This is a genomic window from Streptomyces sp. NPDC002776, from assembly GCF_053592195.1.
The window spans coordinates 524,445-542,507 of record NZ_JBSFVG010000001.1; the positions used below are offsets into that span (position 1 = coordinate 524,445).

An 18,063-nucleotide genomic window follows, 5' to 3' on the forward strand; every position below is an offset into this window, starting at 1 on the left:
GAGCATCAGGGTTGACCCCCGAGACTCCCCCGATCTTCGGGCGGCCATCGGCTCGAACGGGTCCCGGGCGGCGGCTCAGGGGCGATATCAGGGTCCGGCCAGGGTCGTTCCCACTGCCGCCGGGGCGCCGCGCCCGTCACCATGGACCCATGACTGATCACGAGCACGCCGCGACGGGTCCGGGACCCGGCTCCGGCCCGGGCCCCGCCGCGGGAGCCGGGCCGCGGGGTGCCGCGCCCGCCGCGGACTCCGCTCCCGGCGCGGGCTCGCGCGCACACGGGCGGGCGGGTGCGCGGGAAGAGGGGGCGGGCGCCGAGCCGCCCGGCCGGTTCCGCCGGGACCGGCGGCACAAGTTGCTCGCGGGGGTGTGCGCCGGCCTCGGACGGCAGTGCGACATGGACCCGGTGATCTTCCGGATCACCCTCACCGTGCTCTCCGCGACCGGCGGCCTCGGCCTGATCTTCTACGGCTTCGCCTGGCTCTTCGTCCCGTCCGACGACGAGGACGAGAACGAGGTGCGCAAGCTGCTCACCGGCCGGGTCGACGGCCAGGCGCTGGCGGCGGTGCTGTTCGCGCTGGTCGGCTGCGGAGTGTTCCTGACCATGCTGCGGAACGGCGGGGTGCTGTCCTTCGCCGTCATCCTCTCCCTGCTCCTCGCGGGCGCCGGGTACTGGTCGCGGCAGCGCGGCGGCGCCGATCCCGATCCGCTCGCCGCGCAGGCCGTCGCCGACGCCCCGCCGGAGGCCCAGGCGCCCCCGGCGCCCTCCGCCTACCCCTCCTGGTGGCGCGACCCCATCGTCAAGGACGGCACCCATGACGGCGGCACCGGCTATCTGTGGGGCCCCCGCGACTCCCGCGACCGGGACATCACCGCGGTGGTCGACATCAGCCTCGGCGAATACCCCCACGGCCGTGAGGAGCTGCGCGCCCGCCGCCCGGAGCCGCCGAAGCCGCGCGGGCCCCGCTGGATCGGCGGCTGGGTGCTGCTGCTGGCCCTGGTCGCGGGCGGTCTGGGCACCGGCCTGACCTGGCACGAGCATCCGCTCGGCACCAGCCTCCAGACCGGTCTGGCCTGCGCGCTGATGGTGTTCGGCGCGGGCATCGCGGTCAGCGCGTTCCTCGGGCGCACGGGAGCCGGGTCCGTCTTCATGGCCGTGGTCACCGCGGGACTGCTGGCCGCCTCGGCCGCCCTGCCCAAGGACATCGGCACCGAGTGGATACGTACGACCTGGAAGCCGGCCAGTGCGGCGGCCGTAGGGAGCCGGTACGACCTGGGCACCGGTGTCGGCACCCTCGACCTGAGCCGGCTGGAGGTCGCCGAGGGAAGGACGGTGATCACCAGCGCCGAGGTCGGCGTGGGAGAGCTGAAGGTGATCGTGCCTCCGGAGGTGACCGTGAAGGTGAGCATCGCCGTGGGCGTGGGAGACATCCAGCTCCCCGGCGACGACCAGCAGGACGTGGACGTGGCACCGGGCAAGCACAAGGAGGTCACGCTGAAGCCGGCCAAGGGCACCGAGGCGGCGGGCACGATCGAGCTCGATCTGAATGTGGGCGTGGGACAGGCGGAGGTGCGGCGTGCTGCGTCATGAGTTCCAGCCCGGGCGGCTGGTCGCGGGCGCCTTCCTCACCCTCGCGGGCGTCATCTACGCCGGGGACGCGGGCGGGGCGTGGGAGACGCCGTGGTTCGCGGTGATCCCGGTGGTGCTGGCCGGGCTGTGCCTGGCGGGTGTGGCCGCGATCGTGGCCCGGGGCGTCCGCAGGCGCCGCCGGACGGGCCGCGCGGGCGACGGCTCCCGGACGACACCGACACGGGCCGAGCGGGAGGCTGCGCGGTGACGTGGGGAGCGGTACCGGTCGGCGCCTGGCGACAGCGGGTGCCGGTCGCCACCTGGTGACAGCAGGCGCCGGTCGCCGCCCGCCGGTAACCGGTCCCAGCCGCCGCCTGCTGATAGCCGTGCCGACCCGCGCCCGCTGATAGCCGGTCCGGTCGCCGCCCGCCGGTCGCCGCCCGCCGCCGGTAACTGGTGCCGGTCACCGTCTGCTGATAGCCGTCCCGGTCGTCGTCGCCTACTGGTAGCCGGCCCGCTGCCGTCTGCGGGCGTGGAGCAGGGCGTCCAGCGAGAGGTAGGGGGCGCCGGCGAGGACCAGGGGCAGCCAGGCCATCAGGTAGGCGAGGTCGTTGCCGTAGTAGTACGGTTCCGCGGCCCAGCTCACCGTCAGCCACAGGCTGAGCGAGATCAGGGCGCCGCCGAGAGCCGCGAGGCGGGCGAAGAGGCCGAGGAGGGTGCCGATGCCGACGGCGAGTTCGCCGAAGGCGATGGTGTAGCCGAAGGCGACGGGGTTCTCCAGAGCGGTGTCGACCAGGGAGGGGACGGCGGAGGAGTCGCGGACGGCGCGCATCATGTCGCCGATGGAGCCCGAGCCGGAGTCCTGCAGGAAGGCGCTGTCGGTCAGCTTGTCCAGGGAGGCGTAGATGAAGGTGACGCCGAGGAAGATGCGGAGCGGGAGGAGGGCGTAGCGGGTCGCCAGGTCCCGCCAGTCGTGGCCGCCGTCCAGATAGGGGTCGTGTGTGTCGGTACGGAAGCCGTGCGTCATCGGTGCCGCCTCTCGCCCGTCGGGACGTGCCCCTCAAGGGACGATACGTTCACCGACCGGGGCCCACTCAATCCTGACCAGACCATTTTCTCCGGGTTGACGGTTTTTCGCCCCCGTCCTGGACCCGCCCCGCCCTGGACCCGCCCCGGCAGCCCGCCCGGGCCGTCCGCCCCGCGCGGTCACTCCGTCACGTCGATCGCGTACCGCCCGGTCTCCACCCCGGCGGCCGTCACGACCTGTACCTCCACCCTCCCCGGCTCCACATCCGCGGGGACCGGGACCGTGAGGACCGTGTCCGTCGGGTTGCTGAAGCCTCCGGCCACCGGGACCAGCGGGACGTGGACGTTGACCGGGCCGATGCGGACGACCATGCGGGAGAGCCGTTCGGCCGTGCCCGCGCCGGGCGGGACGAAGCCGGCGCCGCGGATCTCGATGTCGTCGCCGGTCCGGATCGGGCCGTCCAGATCGCCGGCCTCGCGGGAGCGGACCACGGAGAGGATCACCGGGCGGCCGCCCTCGGCGTACTTGCCGGCCAGGTAGGTCGCCGCGGAGATCAGGACGACCACCGCCAGGCCCCAGGGCAGGTCCGGGAGTTGGTCGGGGCGGCGGGCCAGGCGTACCGCGGCGAACAGCAGGGCCACCGCGCTGATGACCACGTACTGGATGTCGGCGAAGGTTCCCCGGCCCGCGTCGTCGGTCAGGAGGTCGGCGGCGCGTGGGCGGTCCGCGGGGACCTTCTGCAGGCGCTGGCCCAGCACCCGCAGGCCCACCACCCGGCGTACCAGTACGGCGAGGGCGCAGACCACGGCGAGGACGGTCACCGCACCGGCCCCGCGGGCGAGTTCGAGACCGGAGATCAGGGCGTCGCGTTCGTCGGGGTCGGAGGCGACGGCGAGGCGGCCCACCAGGACCAGTACCGCGTACGCCACGAAGAGCACCCACGCCGCTGCCACCGCGCGGGAGGTGGAGAGCCGGTTGTCCTCGCCGATGACGGGGGCCAGCGCGCCGCCCCGGGCGCGGTGGAGCCACGACGCGGCGGTCAGCGCGCCGGCCGTCACCACCGCCGCCAGCAGTCCGGCCGTACGGGCGCTGGTCCAGCCGGTGCCGATCGCGGTGAGCGACTGGACCAGGAGCAGGGCGACGACCAGGGCCCACACCGTGCACGCGGTGCGGCGCCACAGGCGGGCGAGCCAGGCGTCGCCCTCGGCGCGGCCGCGTTCGGCGACCAGTTCGGCGGACTGGGTGAGCTCCTCGGAGACCCACTGCCGGGACGCCGAGGCCGAGTGGGCGACCGCTGCGGGCAGCCCCTGCCCGGCCGCGAACTCGTCCCGTTTCAGCAGGAATTCGGCCACCGCCCGCCGGTGTCCCGCACGCGCCCCGTGCGGACAGTTCCCGCAGGTGCAGCCACCCGCGTGGGCACCCCCGTCCGAGCCCTGTCTCGCCTCCTGCACCGCCACGTCCGACGCCGCCTTCCTCGCGCTCAGTACCGTCACAACTCCAGTGCGATGACAGCGAATTGTGCCCTACATCACCCCGGCGGCGCCCGGCAGGTCCGGTCCGTGGAAGGCCGGCCGGGAGTGATGTGCGGTCCGCCGTGTTGACCCGGCTGGGAGAATTTCCCCATGGCCGAGATCATCCAGCGCGACGGGACCTGGGCCTTCGACGGCACCACGGTCAGGATCACGCCGGGTCTGCACCGCTCGGTGGCGTTGTTCCGGCAGACGTACGGGGAGATCTCCGTACCGCTGGAGGCTGTCGCCGGTGTCGTCTTCGAACCCGAACGCAGGCGGGGCCGGCTGCGGATGCGGCTGCGGGAGGGCGCCGATCCGCTGCTGCACGCGACCGGCGGACGGCTGCCCGATCCGGCGGACCCGTACCGGCTGACGGTGGACGTCGACCGGGCCGGGGTCGCCGAGTACGTGGCCGAGGAGATCCGCCGCTGCCTGCTGCTGGACCAGATCCCGAACGAGCCCACCAAGGCCTATCTGCTGCCCGGTCCCCCGGTGCCGGTCTCGGTCCGTTCCTCGGACGGCACCGTCTCCTTCGACGGGGTCCAGGTGCGCATCGACTGGGCCGACACCTCCGACCGGGTCAAGCGGGCCACCGGGCCGCGCATCATCGACATCGCCGATGTCGCCGGGGTGGAGTGGCTGCCCAACTCCGGCTACGAGGACGGCTTCCTGCGGTTCGTGACCCGTGAGACGTCCTTCTCCAAGCTGCCGCCGGAGAAGGACCCGTACGCCCTGGATCTGTGGGGCAGCGCGCGCCGCGATCTGCTCACCGCGCTGGTCGCCACCGCGGTGACGGCCCGGCTGCCGCACCCTTCCACCCGCACCGGCGTGCGGTACGCGGAGCCCGTCCATCCGCTCGCGGCGGCCGTGCCGCCCCCGGCCGACCATCACGACGTCCTCCTGCGCAGGCTGCGGGAGCTGGGTGAGCTGCACCGGGACGGCGTGCTGACGGACGAGGAGTTCGCGATGACGAAGGCCGCCGTGCTGCGCGGCTTCCAGAACGAGAACCGGACGGAGCACCGCTAGCTCAGCAGATCCGGCTCGCTGCGGCTGATGTCCTGCCACATCGGCTGGTAGTTGATCCACGCGACCAGGTCCCCGCCGAGCTGTTCGCGGGTCGCCACCGCCGCCTTGTGGTCGATCAGGACCGGCCGGCCCGCCGCCTTCGCGGTCAGCTGCACCTGGCAGGAGCGCTCCAGCGACAGGAACCACCAGGCCGCCGCGTCCACCGAGTCCCCCACGGTCAGCAGTCCGTGGTTGCGCAGGACGAGCGCCTTGTTCGAGCCGAGCGTGCCGGCGATCCGGCGGCCCTCCCGGGCGTCGACGGCGACCCCGCTGTAGGCGTCGTACAGGGCGATGTCCTCGTAGAAGGCGCAGCTCTCCTGGGTGATCGGGTCGGGGAGGTCGCCCAGGGCGGCGAGCGCGCGGCCGTGCACGGAGTGGCAGTGGGCGACGGCGACGACGTCGGGGCGGGCGGCGTGGACCTGGGCGTGGACGGTGAAGGCGGCCTGGTTGACGTGGTAGCGGCCGTCGACGACCTGCCCGTCGGAGTTGGCCAGCACCAGATCGCTGACGGTGACGTGCCGGAAGGGCATCCCGAAGGGGTTCACCCAGAAGCAGTCGCTGAACTCCGGATCGCGCGCGGTGATGTGCCCCGAGACGCCGTCCTCGAAGCCGAGGCGCCCGAAGATGCGCAGCGCGCCGGCGAGCCGTTCCTTGCGGTGCCGGCGTTCGTCCTCGACCGACTCGTGCATCGGCGGCATGGCGAAGCGCAGCCGGTCGGTGGGCAGCGGAGACGGCGGCGTGGACCCGGACATGTGGCAGCCTCCTGCACTGGTTCCGTTACGGCCCGGAAGTTACCGTCGGTCAGGGCAAAAGGGCAGGGCCGAGTGGTGAAGGTGACGCACAACCCTTTCAGGGACTCATGGGTCTGTGATGCGGAACAAGAGATTCAGCGTCACTTTTCAGCCAGGAGCCTTCGTGAGTATCGCCGACCGCCACGTCACCGCCCTCATGCGGCAGCTCGCGTCCCAGGACGTGGTCGAGCTCGTGCATCCCCTCGCCGAGTGGGAGACCCTCGGCGCGCTGGCGTACATCGCCGAGTGCTACGGCTTCCGGTACGCGGACGTCCGCCACGTCGGCAGGCAGAAGACCCTGTACGTCCGCATGGTCCGCGACGCCGACCCCCGGGCCCGGCAGCGCGCGGTGGCCAACGCGGCCGCGTTCCCGCAGGCGGGCGCGGGCGGCCCGGTGCCCGGCATGTACCAGGGCTCGCTGACGCCCGTCCCCGAGGCGCAGCCGGACGTCGACCTGATCGCCACGCTCATCCGGTACGACGCCCTGGGCGCCGCCGCCAACCGCAAGCAGCTGATCACCATGTCCTGGGCGTTCCCGCTGCTGTTCGTGCTGCTGGCCGCCGTGACCGGGAAGTTCGCTGTCCTGCTCACGCTCGCCGCCCTGACCCCGGCGTTCCTGCTGATCACCCTGCGCGTGAACGAGGCCCGGCGCGCCAAGCTGGCCGAGCGCCTGAGGGCGGCGGGCTGCACACCGGCGCGGGACGAGCGGGGCCGGGACACGTACGTACGCCCGCTGCCGTACACCGCCTGATACCGGACAGCAGATGTCGGGTTTCGGCGCCACACTCGTCGTATGACGAACAGCTGGGCCGCCTTCACCGCCGCCGAACCCGACCTCGCGAAGCTCGTCGAGGAGCGCTTCGGCGCCTACACCCACCACATCCTCGCCACCCTCCGCAAGGACGGCTCCCCGCGCACCACCGGCCTGGAGACACGGTTCCTGAACGGGGAGCTGTGGCTCGGCATGATGCCGGGCTCGCTCAAGGCGCTGGACCTGCGCCGCGATCCGCGCTTCGCGCTCCAGGCGAACCCGGGTGAGGGCACCGGCATGGGCGGCGGCGACGTGCGGATCAGCGGGCGGGCGGTCGAGGTCCACGATCCCGCGGAGAAGGCCCGGTACGGCGAAGAGGTGGAACCGCCGGAGCCGTTCCACCTCTTCCGTGCCGAGCTGACGGAGGTCGTGCGGACCTGCGTCGAGGACGACAAGTACCTCGTCCTCCAGGTCTGGAGACCCGGCGAGCCCCTGCGCCTGATCAAGCGGACCTAGTGGGGCCTACTCCCACTCGATGGTGCCCGGCGGCTTCGACGTCACGTCGAGGACGACCCGGTTGACGTCCCGCACCTCGTTGGTGATGCGGGTGGAGATCTTCGCCAGGACCTCGTAGGGCAGGCGCGACCAGTCGGCCGTCATGGCGTCCTCGGAGGAGACCGGGCGCAGCACGATCGGGTGGCCGTAGGTGCGGCCGTCGCCCTGGACGCCGACCGAGCGGACGTCCGCGAGCAGGACCACCGGGCACTGCCAGATGTCGCGGTCCAGACCGGCCGCGGTGAGCTCCTCGCGGGCGATGGCGTCGGCGTCGCGCAGCAGGTCGAGCCGCTCCTTGGTCACCTCGCCGACGATCCGGATGCCGAGGCCCGGACCGGGGAAGGGCTGGCGCTGGACGATCTCCTCCGGCAGGCCCAGCTCCTGGCCGACCATCCGGACCTCGTCCTTGAACAGCTGGCGCAGCGGCTCGATGAGCTGGAACTCCAGGTCCTCGGGGAGGCCGCCGACATTGTGGTGCGACTTGATGTTCGCCGTGCCGGTGCCGCCGCCGGACTCGACCACGTCGGGGTAGAGCGTGCCCTGGACCAGGAACTCCACCGCCGGACCCTCGTCCGCGATGATCTCGGCCTGGGCCTGCTCGAAGACCCGGATGAACTCGCGGCCGATGATCTTCCGCTTCTCCTCGGGGTCGGAGACCCCGGCCAGCGCCTTGAGGAACCGCTCCTCCGCGTCCACGACCTTCAGCTGGACGCCGGTCGCGGCCACGAAGTCCTTCTCGACCTGCTCGGTCTCGCCCTTGCGCATCAGACCGTGGTCGACGTAGACGCAGGTCAGCTGGGAGCCGATGGCCTTCTGGACGAGGGCCGCCGCCACGGCGGAGTCGACGCCGCCGGACAGCCCGCAGATGGCGCGCCTGTCGCCGACCTGCTCGCGGATGGCCGCGACCTGCTCCTCGATGACATTGCCCGTGGTCCAGTCCGGCTTCAGGCCCGCGCCCCGGTACAGGAAGTGCTCCAGCACCTGCTGGCCGTGCGTGGAGTGCATGACCTCGGGGTGGTACTGGACGCCGTAGAGCTTCTTCTCGTCGTTCTCGAAGGCGGCGACCGGGACGACGTCCGTGGAGGCCGTGACGGTGAAGCCGTCGGGGGCGGCGGAGCAGGCGTCGCCGTGCGACATCCAGACGTGCTGCTCGGCCGGGGTGCCCTCGAAGAGGGTGGAGGACGTCCGGGACACACGCAGGTCGGTACGGCCGTACTCGCGGGCGCCGGTGTTGTCGACGGTGCCGCCGAGGCTCTGGGCCATCAGCTGGAAGCCGTAGCACATGCCGAAGACGGGGACGCCGGCCTCGAAGAGCGCGCGGTCGAGCTGGGGGGCGCCCTCCTCGTAGACGGACGAGGGGCCGCCGGAGAGGATGATCGCCGCCGGGTTCCTGGCGAGCATCTCCGCCACCGGCGTGGTGCTCGGCACGATCTCGCTGTAGACCCGGGCCTCACGGACGCGTCGGGCGATGAGCTGGGCGTACTGCGCGCCGAAGTCGACGACCAGGACGGTGTCGGGGGCGGCGGGGGTCGCTGGTGACACGGGTTGCCTTCCGGCGGCTTGAAAGGGGCTGTGCCATCGATTCTACCGGGGCGGCAAACGGCGGATGGCGTCTCAGGATGCGAACCGGGTTGGCGGTCACCGAGGGGAACGGCATACTGACCGCATGCTCACGCACCCGACCTTCCGCTTTACCTATGGCACCCGGCCCGCCGGCTGCCATGGTCGTGCTGCTTGAGCAACTGACAAGCGACTTCCCAGGCGCCCCGGGCCGACAAGGCCCGGGGCGCCTGTCGTTTCCGGACCGTGTCGCCCCGGGGCACCCCACCCCGTACAGGAGACCCCCGGCATGACCGCCACCGCAGCAGAGCAGACCGGCGCCCGTACCGACGAGGCCGCCGGAGTGATCACCGGCGCCCGGCAGCGCATCGACTCCCTCGACGACCGGATCATCGGCCTGATCCAGGAACGGATGGCCGTCTCCGCGGTCGTTCAGGAGGCCCGGATCTCCTCGGGCGGGCGCCGGGTGAACCTCTCCCGCGAGATGGAGATCCTCGACCACTACCGGCAGGCGCTCGGCAAGCCGGGTACCGCCCTCGCGATGACGCTGCTCGAACTGTGCCGCGGTCGCATCTGAGTTCGGGCCCGCCCTCACCCGTACGGCGCGTGACCGGGGGCGAGGCGCTTCGTTGGTGGAGGTGTCCGTGCCAGCCAGGGGCGGGCCCGAGAGAACCACGCGTGGCTCACTGGAGCGATGAGACGTACGGATCGTGCCGTGCGTCGTGGGACCTCGCTCCAGTCGAGTGACCGGACGGCAGGGGACAGCAGCCCGGTCACCCAAGAGAAACGGCCGGCTCCGGGGACGCCCGGGGCCGACCGCCGGAACACACCCTCGCATTGCACTGTGCTGTCGCACCGCAATGCCGCAGGCCGAGATCTCACGGCCCACCACCGGACCAGCGGCGCAACCCCCGGCGCCGCTCCCGGCACCGGCGACGCCCTGACGTCGGTGCTGACGAAGGAAGGGCCCCGCGGCTCCGTCACCGCGGGGCCCTTCGCCGTGTCCGCACCCCGCCGCAGGAGAGTGATCCAGGTCACATAAAGACGGTGTGAGTGCCGGGGCAACCATTCGCAGGGTTCGCGGATCAAACCATGCGAACCGAGGGCCACACCCGCACCCCCAGGCGGAGGCCTCCCGCATCGACTTCCCGAGGTCTTCATGAAGCTTCGCCGTGCCCTGGCCGCCGCGGCCGCGACGGCCGCCATAGCGCCGATCGCGCTGCTGTCCGCACCGGCCGCGTTCGCGACGGACGAGACGTCGCCGGCGCCGTCGACGTCGGAGAGCACGCCCGCCGCCGACCAGTCCACCCCGGCAGGCGACGACAGCACCAGCCCGGCACCCGAGACCTCCACTCCGGCCGGGGACGACAGCACCAGCCCGGCACCCGAGACCTCGACCCCGGCCGGGGACGACAGCACCAGCCCGGCACCGTCGGGCACCACACCGCCGGCCGACCAGAGCACCTCCCCGTCGCCCAGCCAGAGCACCCCCTCCGACAAGGAGTCCGAGGACGAGGACGGCGACGAGGTCGTCGAGGAGTGCCCGGTCGACGAGAACGGCGACCCGGTCTGGGACATCAGCGAGGCGCTGCACAGCTCGCTGTCCGGCCTGCCGGAGACCGTCGTCGCGGGCAGCGGCTGGACGGACTTCCAGTTCAACGTCAGCAACTCCAGCGACGAGACGATCGAGGACATCATGCCCGTCGTCGGCGTCGCCGCGATGGACTGGGAGCTGGAGGACGACTACACCGACCTGGTCACCGTGCAGGTCAGGAGCGGCGGCGGCTGGGTCGACCTCGCCACGCAGTTCGGTGAGGGCGGCGCGCTCAACACCTTCACGCTGGAGGGCGGCCAGTCGATCAGCTACGACCTGCGGGTGAGCATCGCCCGCGAGGTCCCGAGCGCGGTCGGCATCGCCATCGGTCTGGCCGAGTACTCGACCGAGGACGGCTGCTGGACCTCCGAGGACGAGAACTACGGCATCTACTTCTTCGAGGTGCTGCCGGCCGGCTCGAAGCCGGGCAAGCCGGACGACTCCAAGCCGCAGACCGGCGGCAAGGACGAGATCACCGACGTCAGCGAGGTCGACGTCGACGGTGAACTCGCCGAGACCGGTTCGGACTCCGGCCTGCCGGCCCTCGCCACCATCGGCGGGATCGCGATCGTCGCCGGTGCCGGCGTCGTGTTCGCGATGAAGCGCCGCAAGGCGGGTGCCGAGGCGTAAGTCTCACCGGAGGCTCACGCACGAAAAGAGCCTGAGCAAGAACAGAGCCTGACGCAAGAACAGAGAAGGACCTGCGCTCGGAGGGGGGTGCAGGTCCTTCTCGTGTCCCGTCAGTTCTTCGGCGGCACCGCCGGCATCCCCAGGAACGGCAGCCGCAGCGCGCCGAACGCCTCCATCGGGACCGCGGGCGCCTTCGGCTCGACCGGCTGGAGCCGCTGGTACGGCCGGTCCTGCGCCGGACGCGGGTCCTCCTCGCCCTTGTTGGGCCACAGCGACATGGCCCGCTCGGCCTGCGCCGTGATGGTCAGCGAGGGGTTCACCCCCAGGTTCGCCGAGACCGCGGCGCCGTCGACCACCGAGATGCCGGGGTGGCCGTAGAGCCGGTGGTACGGGTCGATGACGCCGGTCTCGGGCGAGTCGCCGATCGGGCAGCCGCCGAGGAAGTGGGCGGTGAGCGGGGTGCCCATCAGCTCGCCGATGTTGGAGCCCGCGAAGCCGTTGATCTCGGCCGCGATCGCCGACGCGCCCTCCGTGGCCGCCTTGATCTGCATGGGGTTCGGGGAGCCGTGGCCCTGGCGAGCGGTCAGCATGCCCTTGCCGACGCCGTCCGGTTTCAGGTACGTCGTCAGGGAGTTGTCCAGGGACTGCATCACCAGCCCGATGATGGTCCGCTCCGACCAGCGCCGGTTGGACAGGGAGCGCAGGACCTGCAGCGGATGCCGGGCCGCGTGACCCAGCCAGGCCGCGACCCGGGAGGAGCCCTCGGTGTAGGGGACCTGGAGGATCGTCAGGCTGCCCATGGAGTTGGAGCCCTTGCCGTAACGGACCGGCTCGATATGGGTGTTCGGGTCGGGGTGGATCGAGGACGTGATGGCCACCCCGCGGGTGAAGTCGACCTTCTTCTCGCCGCTGACCTTGCGGTAGCGCCGGTCGGTGGTCTGCGCGCCCACCAGCGCCTCGGAGTTGGTCCGGGTCAGATCGCCCAGCCGCGGCGAGAGATAGGGCAGGTGCCCGCTCGCCTTCATCCGGTGCAGCAGGGTCTGGGTGCCGTAGGTGCCGGCGGCGAGGACGACCCGGCGGGCCTTGAAGGTGCGGCCCCCGCTCTTCCTGCGGCCCGTCGGCAGGGTGGCGACCGCGTACCCGCCCTGGGAGTCGTCGGTGACCGACACCACCGTCGTCATGGGGTGCACGACCGCGCCCGCCTTCTCGGCGAGGTAGAGGTAGTTCTCGTTCAGGGTGTTCTTCGCGCCCTGGCGGCAGCCCGTCATGCAGCCGCCGCACTCGGTGCAGGCCTGGCGGGCCGGGCCCGCCCCGCCGAAGTAGGGGTCGTCCACGACCTCGCCGGGCTTGGCCTTGACCGTGCCGTCCGCGTCCTTCCCGTCACCGAAGAAGACGCCGACCGGGGCCATGTGGAAGGTGTCCCCGACGCCCATGCGCTGGGCCGCGGCCTTCAGATGGACGTCGGAGGGCGTCATGGTCGGGTTGAGCCGGACGCCGAGCATCCGCTGGGCCTGGTCGTAGTACGGCTTCAACTCCTCCTGCCAGTCGGTGATGTGCCGCCACTGCGGGTCGTCGAAGAACGGCTTCGGCGGTACGTAGAGGGTGTTGGCGTAGTTCAGCGAGCCGCCGCCGACGCCCGCGCCGGCCAGCACCATGACGTTGCCGAGCAGATGGATGCGCTGGAGGCCGAACATCCTCAGCTTCGGCGCCCAGAGGTAGTTCTTCAGGTCCCAGGAGTTCTTCGGGAGGGTGTCGGGGGTGAAGCGGCGGCCCGCTTCCAGGACACCTACCGTGTAGCCCTTCTCCGTCAGGCGCAGGGCGGTCACCGAACCGCCGAAGCCGGATCCGACGACGATGACGTCGTAGTCGTAAGCGTCTTTGCTCACGCGTTCTCCCCTTTACCGGAACCGGAAGGCCTTCATCAGCCGCAGGCTCCTGCTCATGAACCGGGCGTACTTCTCGTCGTCCATGCCCAGCGACGGCGCCATCGGCAGCAGGCGCTGGTGGGCCACCGTCTGGGCCTCGGTGTACTTGAGGATGCCCTCGGAGCCGTGGCGGCGGCCGAGGCCCGAGTCCTTCATGCCGCCCATCGGCGACTGGACGCTGCCGTAGGCGGGGGCGTAGCCCTCGTTGACGTTGACCGTGCCGGTGCGCAGCCGGGCGGCGACCGCGCGGCCCCGGCGGCCGTCCTTCGTCCAGACCGAGGAATTGAGGCCGTACGGCGTGGCGTTGGCGTGCTCGATCGCCTCGTCCTCGCTGGTGAAGCGGTAGACGGAGACGACCGGGCCGAAGGTCTCCTCGGTGCACACCGCCATGGGCGCCTCGACGCCGTCGAGGATGGTCGGCTCGAAGAAGTACGGGCCGATGTCCGGGCGGGCCACACCGCCGGCGACGAGAGTGGCGCCCTTGGCGACGGCCTCCTCCACGTGCCGCTTGACGGTCTCCAGCTGCCGCTCGCCGACCAGGGAGCCCATGTCGGCGCCGTAGGCGAGGGAGCGGCCGAGGCGCATGGCCTTGGTGCGGGCGGCGAAGCGCTCCAGGAAGGCGTCGGCGATCGACTCGTGGACGTACAACCGCTCGATGGAGATGCACAGTTGGCCGGCGGAGGAGAAGCAGGCGCGGACGGCGCCGGCGGACGCCTTCTCGATGTCGGCGTCCTCAAGGACCAGCATCGCGTTCTTGCCGCCGAGTTCGAGGGAGACGCCGACCAGCCGGGCGGCGGCACCCTGGGCGACCTCGCGGCCGGTGCGGGTGGAGCCGGTGAAGGAGACGTAGTCGGCGCGCTTGACGACCTCGGGTCCGACGACCGGTCCGTCGCCGAGCACCACCTGGAACACCTCGGCGGGCAGACCGGCCTCGACGAGCAGGTCACGGGCCCACAGGGCGGTCAGACAGGTCTCCGTGTCCGGCTTCATGACGACGGCGTTGCCCGCGACGAAGGCCGGCAGGGCGTCGCCGACGGACAGCTCCAGCGGGTAGTTCCAGGGCGCGATCTGGCCCACGACCCCGCGCGGGTGGCGCAGTTCGGTCACCTTGGTGAGGGCCGGGATGGCACCGGTGTGCCGCTTGGGCCTGAGGTACGCGGCGGCTCGGCGGCCGTAGTGGCGGGCCGCGACGGCGACGGCCTGCACCTCCTCGTGGGCGTGCAGCCGGGCCTTGCCGGTCTCCAGCTGGATCAGGTCGAGGACCTCGGCCTGGCGGGCCAGCACCAGGTCGTGGAAGCGCAGCAGGACCGCGGCGCGCTCGCGTACCGGGGTCTGCTCCCAGATCGCCTGGGCGGCGCGGGCCGCGGCGAACGCCTTCTCCACGTCCTCGGGCGTGGACTCCGGCAGGTCCGCCAGCTTCTCGCCGGTGAACGGCGTGTGGTTGGCGGTGCGGCCCGATCCGGTCACGCCCTTGGTGAGCTGGGCGACCAGCTCGGGGGTCACCACGTCGGCCGCGGTGCGGACGCCCTCCGGGGCGGGGGCGAGGGGATTCGTGCCGGTCTGTGCCGGGGCCTGCGAGTCCGTCATGACGCGCAGGGTATGCCGCGGCGGAGCCTTTGTGTACCCGTCGGTAACGGGGATTCACCGAGTGCACACATCCCGCCAGCGTCCACTGGCAACAAACGCGCTGATCAGGGCGTTGGGGAAATCTTGAGCCGGTCGCGCGCGCTCTTGAAAACCGCCGTGCCCTCTTTCTCCTCGGCCGTGCCCTTGGGCATCTCCACCCGCAGCTCGTACAGCCGGCCGTCGTCGGTGCGGACGAAGATCTCCATGACGCGGCGGCGGGCGTCCTTGTCTCCGAAGGTGCTGTCCGACTGCACGGCCTCCCAGCCCTTGAGGCTGGTGTGGGTGTACCGCGTACTGGCACCGCCGTAGAAGTCCCAGGTCGCCGCGTGCTGCTCCGCCTGGATCAGGGGGGCGCTGGGGGCCTTGTCCCAGAGGGTGAAGCGGACCTGTACGGCGCCGTCCGGGTCCGCGTACTCGACCATGCGGGGCTGGACGGCGTCGGTGCCCTGGCGGGCGAACTCCTCGTACCCGGCGGGGAGGGCGAGGGTGGCGTGCATGGCCTTCTCGGTGTGCGCGGCCCAGGTGTCGCCGGTGGCGCCGGCACTGGGCGCCGGTTTGCGGGCGGCGGTGTTCCTGGGGGCCGCGCCGCTGTCGGGTCCGGCGAGCAGGGCGATGCCCAGCCAGCAGGAGCCGGCCAGGAGGACGCCCAGGACGGCCAGCGGGAGGGGGCGGCGCAGGAGCGGGCGGCGCCGGGTCGGCGGGGGCTGGGGCGGGGGCTGGGGCGGTCCTACGGGTATCGGCTCGGCGGGTATCGGCTCGGCGGAGGTGGCCTCGTCCGCGGCCAGCCGCATCGTCCTGATGTCGTCCCCGAACTCCGCCAGCCCCGAGGCGTCCTGGGGTGCCGGCTCCCGGGCCTGCTCGGGGACCACCGTCTCCAGCGCCTCCGCGGTCTCCTGCGCGTCCGGGCGTTCGGCGGGGTCCTTGGCCAGCAGCCGGACGAGGAGCGGGCCGAGGGCGCCGGCTCGTTTCGGCGCGGGCGGATCGACGGCGAGGATCGCGGCGAGCGTGGACTCCATCGTCGTACGGCGGAAGGGGGACCAGCCTTCCACGGCGGCGTAGAGGAGGACGCCGAGGGACCACAGGTCGGAGGCGGGGCCCGCGGTGCGGCCGGACATCCGCTCGGGGGCGATGAACTCCAGGGAGCCGACGAACTCCCCGGTGGCGGTGAGGGGTTCCTCGCCCTGGATGTGGGCGATGCCGAAGTCGGTGAGGACGACCCGGTCGTGCGGGCCGAGCAGGACGTTGGCCGGTTTGACGTCCCGGTGCACGATGCCGACGGAGTGCGCGGCGCGCAGGGCGCCGAGGACGGCGAGGCCGGTCCGGGCGGCTTCGGCGGGCTCCAGCGGGCCGCCCCTGAGCCGCTCGTGCAGGGACTCACCGCGCACCAACTCCATGACGATCCAGGGCAGTCCGTCCTCCTCGACGACCACGTCATGGATGGCGACGGCGGACGGATGGTCGACGCGGGCGGCGGCCCGGGCCTCACGGTAGAGCCGGTGGGCGGCCCGCTGGTACGCCTCGTCCTCGGGTTCGCCGGGCAACCGCGGTTGTTTCACGGCGACTTCACGGTCGACGAGTTCGTCGTGCGCGCGCCACACCGTGCCCATACCGCCGGAGCCGATGCGTTCGACCAGCCGGTACCGTCCGCCCACCAGCCGCGTCACAGCGGATTGATCTCCAGCTTCTCGATCACGTTCCTCGCCACCTCGCGGCCCCGCTCGGTGAAGTCGCCCTTGCCCGGGTAGCTGATCGTCACCTTGTACATGTCGTCCTTGGACGTCTTGTAGTAGAAGATCCGCAGTTCGCGCGGGCGCGGGTTCTGGGTGTCGGTCGTGATGTACCGGACCGTGTTCTCGGCCGCCTTCTCGCCCTTGTACCGGGTCTCCGCGGGATCGGTCCTGGGGTCCTCGGGCATGCCGAGGTTGTAGTCGCCGGTGGTCTTGAACTTCTCGTTGTCGTCGTACATCTCGGCGGCGGCGGTGTTCTTGATGGTCCCCGAGGTGTCCTCGGACTTCCTGGCCACGTTCACGCCGACCCAGATGCCGCCGCTCCAGTCGGTGTACGTCACCCAGTTCTTGTCGGTGTCGTCGGCGTCCGGCTTGCCCACCCGGTACTCCTTGGGCACGCTCAGCGTCACACCCAGGTCGGCGTGCGCTCGCTGCGCCCAGGGGTCCGGCGGCTGTTCGTCCGCGAACGGGTCGGCGATCACGACGAACACGGCCGCCAGCGCCATCGCCACGACCGCCGCGACGACGCCGATCAGGGTCTTACGGCCGACGCGGACCCCGCCCTCGGCCGCACCGCCCCCGGCCATCGCACCCCCGGTCATCCCGCCCTCGGCCATCCCGAACGGGACGACCTGCGTCGGCGCCTGCACCGGCGGGTCGGCGGCCCGTTCCAGCAGCGCCCGCGTCTGCGCGGCGTCGGGACGGCGGGCCGGGTCCTTCTGGAGCAGCCCGGTGATGACCTCGGCGAGCGGGCCCTGCGCGGAGGCGGGCGCGGCCGGGGTGGCGTTGAGGACCGACTGCAGCGTGGCCGGGGTGTTGCTGCGGCGGAACGGCGAGACGCCCTCCGTCGCCGCGTACAGCACCACACCGAGGGACCACAGGTCGCTCGCGGGGCCCGGCCGCTGGCCCAGCACGCGTTCGGGGGCGATGTACTCGGGCGAGCCGACGAAGCCGCCGGTGTCGGTCAGATTGGTCTCGCCCTCGATCTGGGCGATGCCGAAGTCGGTGAGCACGACGCGCTCGTGCCGCCCGAGCAGCACGTTGTCGGGCTTCACGTCCCGGTGCAGGATGCCCGCCGCGTGCGCGGCCTCCAGTGCGCCGAGCACGTCGAGGCCGATGCGGGCCGCCTCGCGGGCGCCGAGGGTGCCCTCCTGGAGGACGTCGCCCAGCGAACGGCCCTGCACCAGCTCCATGACGATCCAGGGCCGGCCGTCCACCACGGCGACGTCGTACACATTGACGACGGCCGGGTGGTCGAGCCCGGCCGCGGCGCGGGCCTCGCGGCGCATCCGCTCGAAGGCGTTGGCGCGTTCGCGTTCGGGAAGGTGGTCCGGGATGCGGGGCTCCTTGACGGCCACCTCGCGGCCCACGGTCTCGTCCTTGGCCCGCCACACGGTGCCCATGCCGCCGTGCCCCAGTTTGCTCAGCAGCCGGTACCGGCCGCCGATCAGGCGCCCGGCGCCCGGATCCTGCGCGGGCCGAGGCTGCTCCGGGACGACCTGGGTGGGCGTCGCGTAGGGGTTGCCGGGATGCGGCACACGGTCCGGTTGCGGATCTTGGCCCGGGTGCGGACCGTGGCCCAGGTGCGGCCCATGGGCCGCGTGCGGCACGGCCGCGGCCGGTCTCGGCGGTTGCAGACCAAAACTGGTTGGCTCGTCGGATCCGTAAGGGGCTCCCCCGTTGCTGCTCATGCGTCCATCCATATCGCGCCCGGGGCCCCGCGTTCCACCTCG

At 72.1% G+C, this 18,063-nt stretch carries 15 protein-coding genes; 7 read left to right on the forward strand and 8 right to left on the reverse strand.

Going from position 1 to position 18,063, the window contains the following annotated elements; genetic code table 11:
* The first annotated feature begins 149 nt into the window (after positions 1 to 149).
* Together ACWD11_RS02375 and ACWD11_RS02380 are read left to right on the forward strand one after the other, a co-directional pair.
* On the forward strand, positions 150 to 1,589 hold the full coding sequence (locus ACWD11_RS02375; RefSeq protein ID WP_451280796.1) for a PspC domain-containing protein: 1,440 nt from the start codon (positions 150 to 152) through the stop codon (positions 1,587 to 1,589).
* The gene (locus tag ACWD11_RS02380) at positions 1,576 to 1,836 is read left to right on the forward strand and encodes a hypothetical protein (RefSeq protein WP_389415359.1); all 261 of its coding nucleotides are present in this window, start codon (positions 1,576 to 1,578) and stop codon (positions 1,834 to 1,836) included. The genes ACWD11_RS02375 and ACWD11_RS02380 overlap by 14 nt, the downstream gene beginning before the upstream one ends.
* A 231-nt stretch (positions 1,837 to 2,067) precedes the next feature.
* Here ACWD11_RS02380 and ACWD11_RS02385 read toward each other — a convergent pair whose 3' ends face one another.
* Both ACWD11_RS02385 and ACWD11_RS02390 read right to left on the reverse strand, forming a co-directional pair.
* A complete protein-coding gene (locus tag ACWD11_RS02385) occupies positions 2,068 to 2,595 on the reverse strand; it encodes a DoxX family protein (RefSeq protein WP_389415361.1) in 528 nt (175 codons plus the stop codon).
* Between the two features lie 179 nt (positions 2,596 to 2,774).
* Entirely contained in the window at positions 2,775 to 4,052 is a 1,278-nt protein-coding gene (locus ACWD11_RS02390; RefSeq protein ID WP_389415635.1) for a hypothetical protein, read from the reverse strand.
* Between the two features lie 165 nt (positions 4,053 to 4,217).
* Here ACWD11_RS02390 and ACWD11_RS02395 point away from each other — a divergent pair, with 165 nt between their 5' ends.
* A complete protein-coding gene (locus ACWD11_RS02395; RefSeq protein ID WP_451280798.1) occupies positions 4,218 to 5,132 on the forward strand; it encodes a DUF4429 domain-containing protein in 915 nt (304 codons plus the stop codon).
* On the opposite strand, the gene ACWD11_RS02400 is transcribed toward ACWD11_RS02395, so the two are convergent.
* Positions 5,129 to 5,923, reverse strand: a complete 795-nt coding sequence (locus ACWD11_RS02400; RefSeq protein ID WP_389415363.1) for a class II aldolase/adducin family protein — start codon at positions 5,921 to 5,923, stop codon at positions 5,129 to 5,131. The genes ACWD11_RS02395 and ACWD11_RS02400 overlap by 4 nt on opposite strands.
* 163 nt (positions 5,924 to 6,086) lie before the next feature.
* On the opposite strand from ACWD11_RS02400, the gene ACWD11_RS02405 reads away from it, so the two are divergent.
* The gene (locus ACWD11_RS02405; RefSeq protein WP_451280800.1) at positions 6,087 to 6,713 is read left to right on the forward strand and encodes a hypothetical protein; all 627 of its coding nucleotides are present in this window, start codon (positions 6,087 to 6,089) and stop codon (positions 6,711 to 6,713) included.
* Between the two features lie 42 nt (positions 6,714 to 6,755).
* Positions 6,756 to 7,229, forward strand: a complete 474-nt coding sequence (locus ACWD11_RS02410; protein ID WP_451280802.1) for a pyridoxamine 5'-phosphate oxidase family protein — start codon at positions 6,756 to 6,758, stop codon at positions 7,227 to 7,229.
* Between the two features lie 6 nt (positions 7,230 to 7,235).
* Here ACWD11_RS02410 and guaA read toward each other — a convergent pair whose 3' ends face one another.
* A complete protein-coding gene (gene guaA / locus ACWD11_RS02415; RefSeq protein ID WP_389415366.1) occupies positions 7,236 to 8,810 on the reverse strand; it encodes a glutamine-hydrolyzing GMP synthase in 1,575 nt (524 codons plus the stop codon).
* A 307-nt stretch (positions 8,811 to 9,117) separates the two neighbouring features.
* On the opposite strand from guaA, the gene ACWD11_RS02420 reads away from it, so the two are divergent.
* Positions 9,118 to 9,405, forward strand: coding sequence for a chorismate mutase (locus ACWD11_RS02420; protein ID WP_389415367.1), 288 nt, complete (start codon positions 9,118 to 9,120; stop codon positions 9,403 to 9,405).
* A 582-nt stretch (positions 9,406 to 9,987) separates the two neighbouring features.
* Complete coding sequence (locus ACWD11_RS02425; RefSeq protein ID WP_451280805.1) at positions 9,988 to 11,052, forward strand: LPXTG cell wall anchor domain-containing protein; 1,065 nt, start codon at positions 9,988 to 9,990, stop codon at positions 11,050 to 11,052.
* A gap of 110 nt (positions 11,053 to 11,162) precedes the next feature.
* On the opposite strand, the gene ACWD11_RS02430 is transcribed toward ACWD11_RS02425, so the two are convergent.
* The 4 genes from ACWD11_RS02430 to ACWD11_RS02445 all read right to left on the reverse strand — a co-directional run bounded on the left by ACWD11_RS02430 (position 11,163) and on the right by ACWD11_RS02445 (position 18,021).
* The gene (locus ACWD11_RS02430) at positions 11,163 to 12,938 is read right to left on the reverse strand and encodes a GMC oxidoreductase (protein WP_451280807.1); all 1,776 of its coding nucleotides are present in this window, start codon (positions 12,936 to 12,938) and stop codon (positions 11,163 to 11,165) included.
* A 12-nt stretch (positions 12,939 to 12,950) separates the two neighbouring features.
* Positions 12,951 to 14,564: a succinic semialdehyde dehydrogenase gene (locus ACWD11_RS02435; protein WP_389415370.1), complete on the reverse strand. Its 1,614-nt coding sequence runs from the start codon at positions 14,562 to 14,564 to the stop codon at positions 12,951 to 12,953.
* A gap of 104 nt (positions 14,565 to 14,668) precedes the next feature.
* Entirely contained in the window at positions 14,669 to 16,267 is a 1,599-nt protein-coding gene (locus tag ACWD11_RS02440; protein WP_451280809.1) for a serine/threonine-protein kinase, read from the reverse strand.
* The gene (locus ACWD11_RS02445) at positions 16,264 to 18,021 is read right to left on the reverse strand and encodes a serine/threonine-protein kinase (RefSeq protein WP_451280811.1); all 1,758 of its coding nucleotides are present in this window, start codon (positions 18,019 to 18,021) and stop codon (positions 16,264 to 16,266) included. Before ACWD11_RS02445 ends, ACWD11_RS02440 begins: the two co-directional genes overlap by 4 nt.
* Positions 18,022 to 18,063: the final 42 nt, after the last annotated feature.

Coding starts and splice junctions, on each gene's coding strand:
- ACWD11_RS02375 (WP_451280796.1), top strand. CDS start 150: ATGACTGATCACGAGCACGCCGCGACGGGTCCGGGACCCGGCTCCGGC.
- ACWD11_RS02385 (WP_389415361.1), bottom strand. CDS start 2,595: ATGACGCACGGCTTCCGTACCGACACACACGACCCCTATCTGGACGGC.
- ACWD11_RS02395 (WP_451280798.1), top strand. CDS start 4,218: ATGGCCGAGATCATCCAGCGCGACGGGACCTGGGCCTTCGACGGCACC.
- ACWD11_RS02400 (WP_389415363.1), bottom strand. CDS start 5,923: ATGTCCGGGTCCACGCCGCCGTCTCCGCTGCCCACCGACCGGCTGCGC.
- ACWD11_RS02410 (WP_451280802.1), top strand. CDS start 6,756: ATGACGAACAGCTGGGCCGCCTTCACCGCCGCCGAACCCGACCTCGCG.
- ACWD11_RS02420 (WP_389415367.1), top strand. CDS start 9,118: ATGACCGCCACCGCAGCAGAGCAGACCGGCGCCCGTACCGACGAGGCC.
- ACWD11_RS02425 (WP_451280805.1), top strand. CDS start 9,988: ATGAAGCTTCGCCGTGCCCTGGCCGCCGCGGCCGCGACGGCCGCCATA.
- ACWD11_RS02435 (WP_389415370.1), bottom strand. CDS start 14,564: ATGACGGACTCGCAGGCCCCGGCACAGACCGGCACGAATCCCCTCGCC.
- ACWD11_RS02445 (WP_451280811.1), bottom strand. CDS start 18,021: ATGAGCAGCAACGGGGGAGCCCCTTACGGATCCGACGAGCCAACCAGT.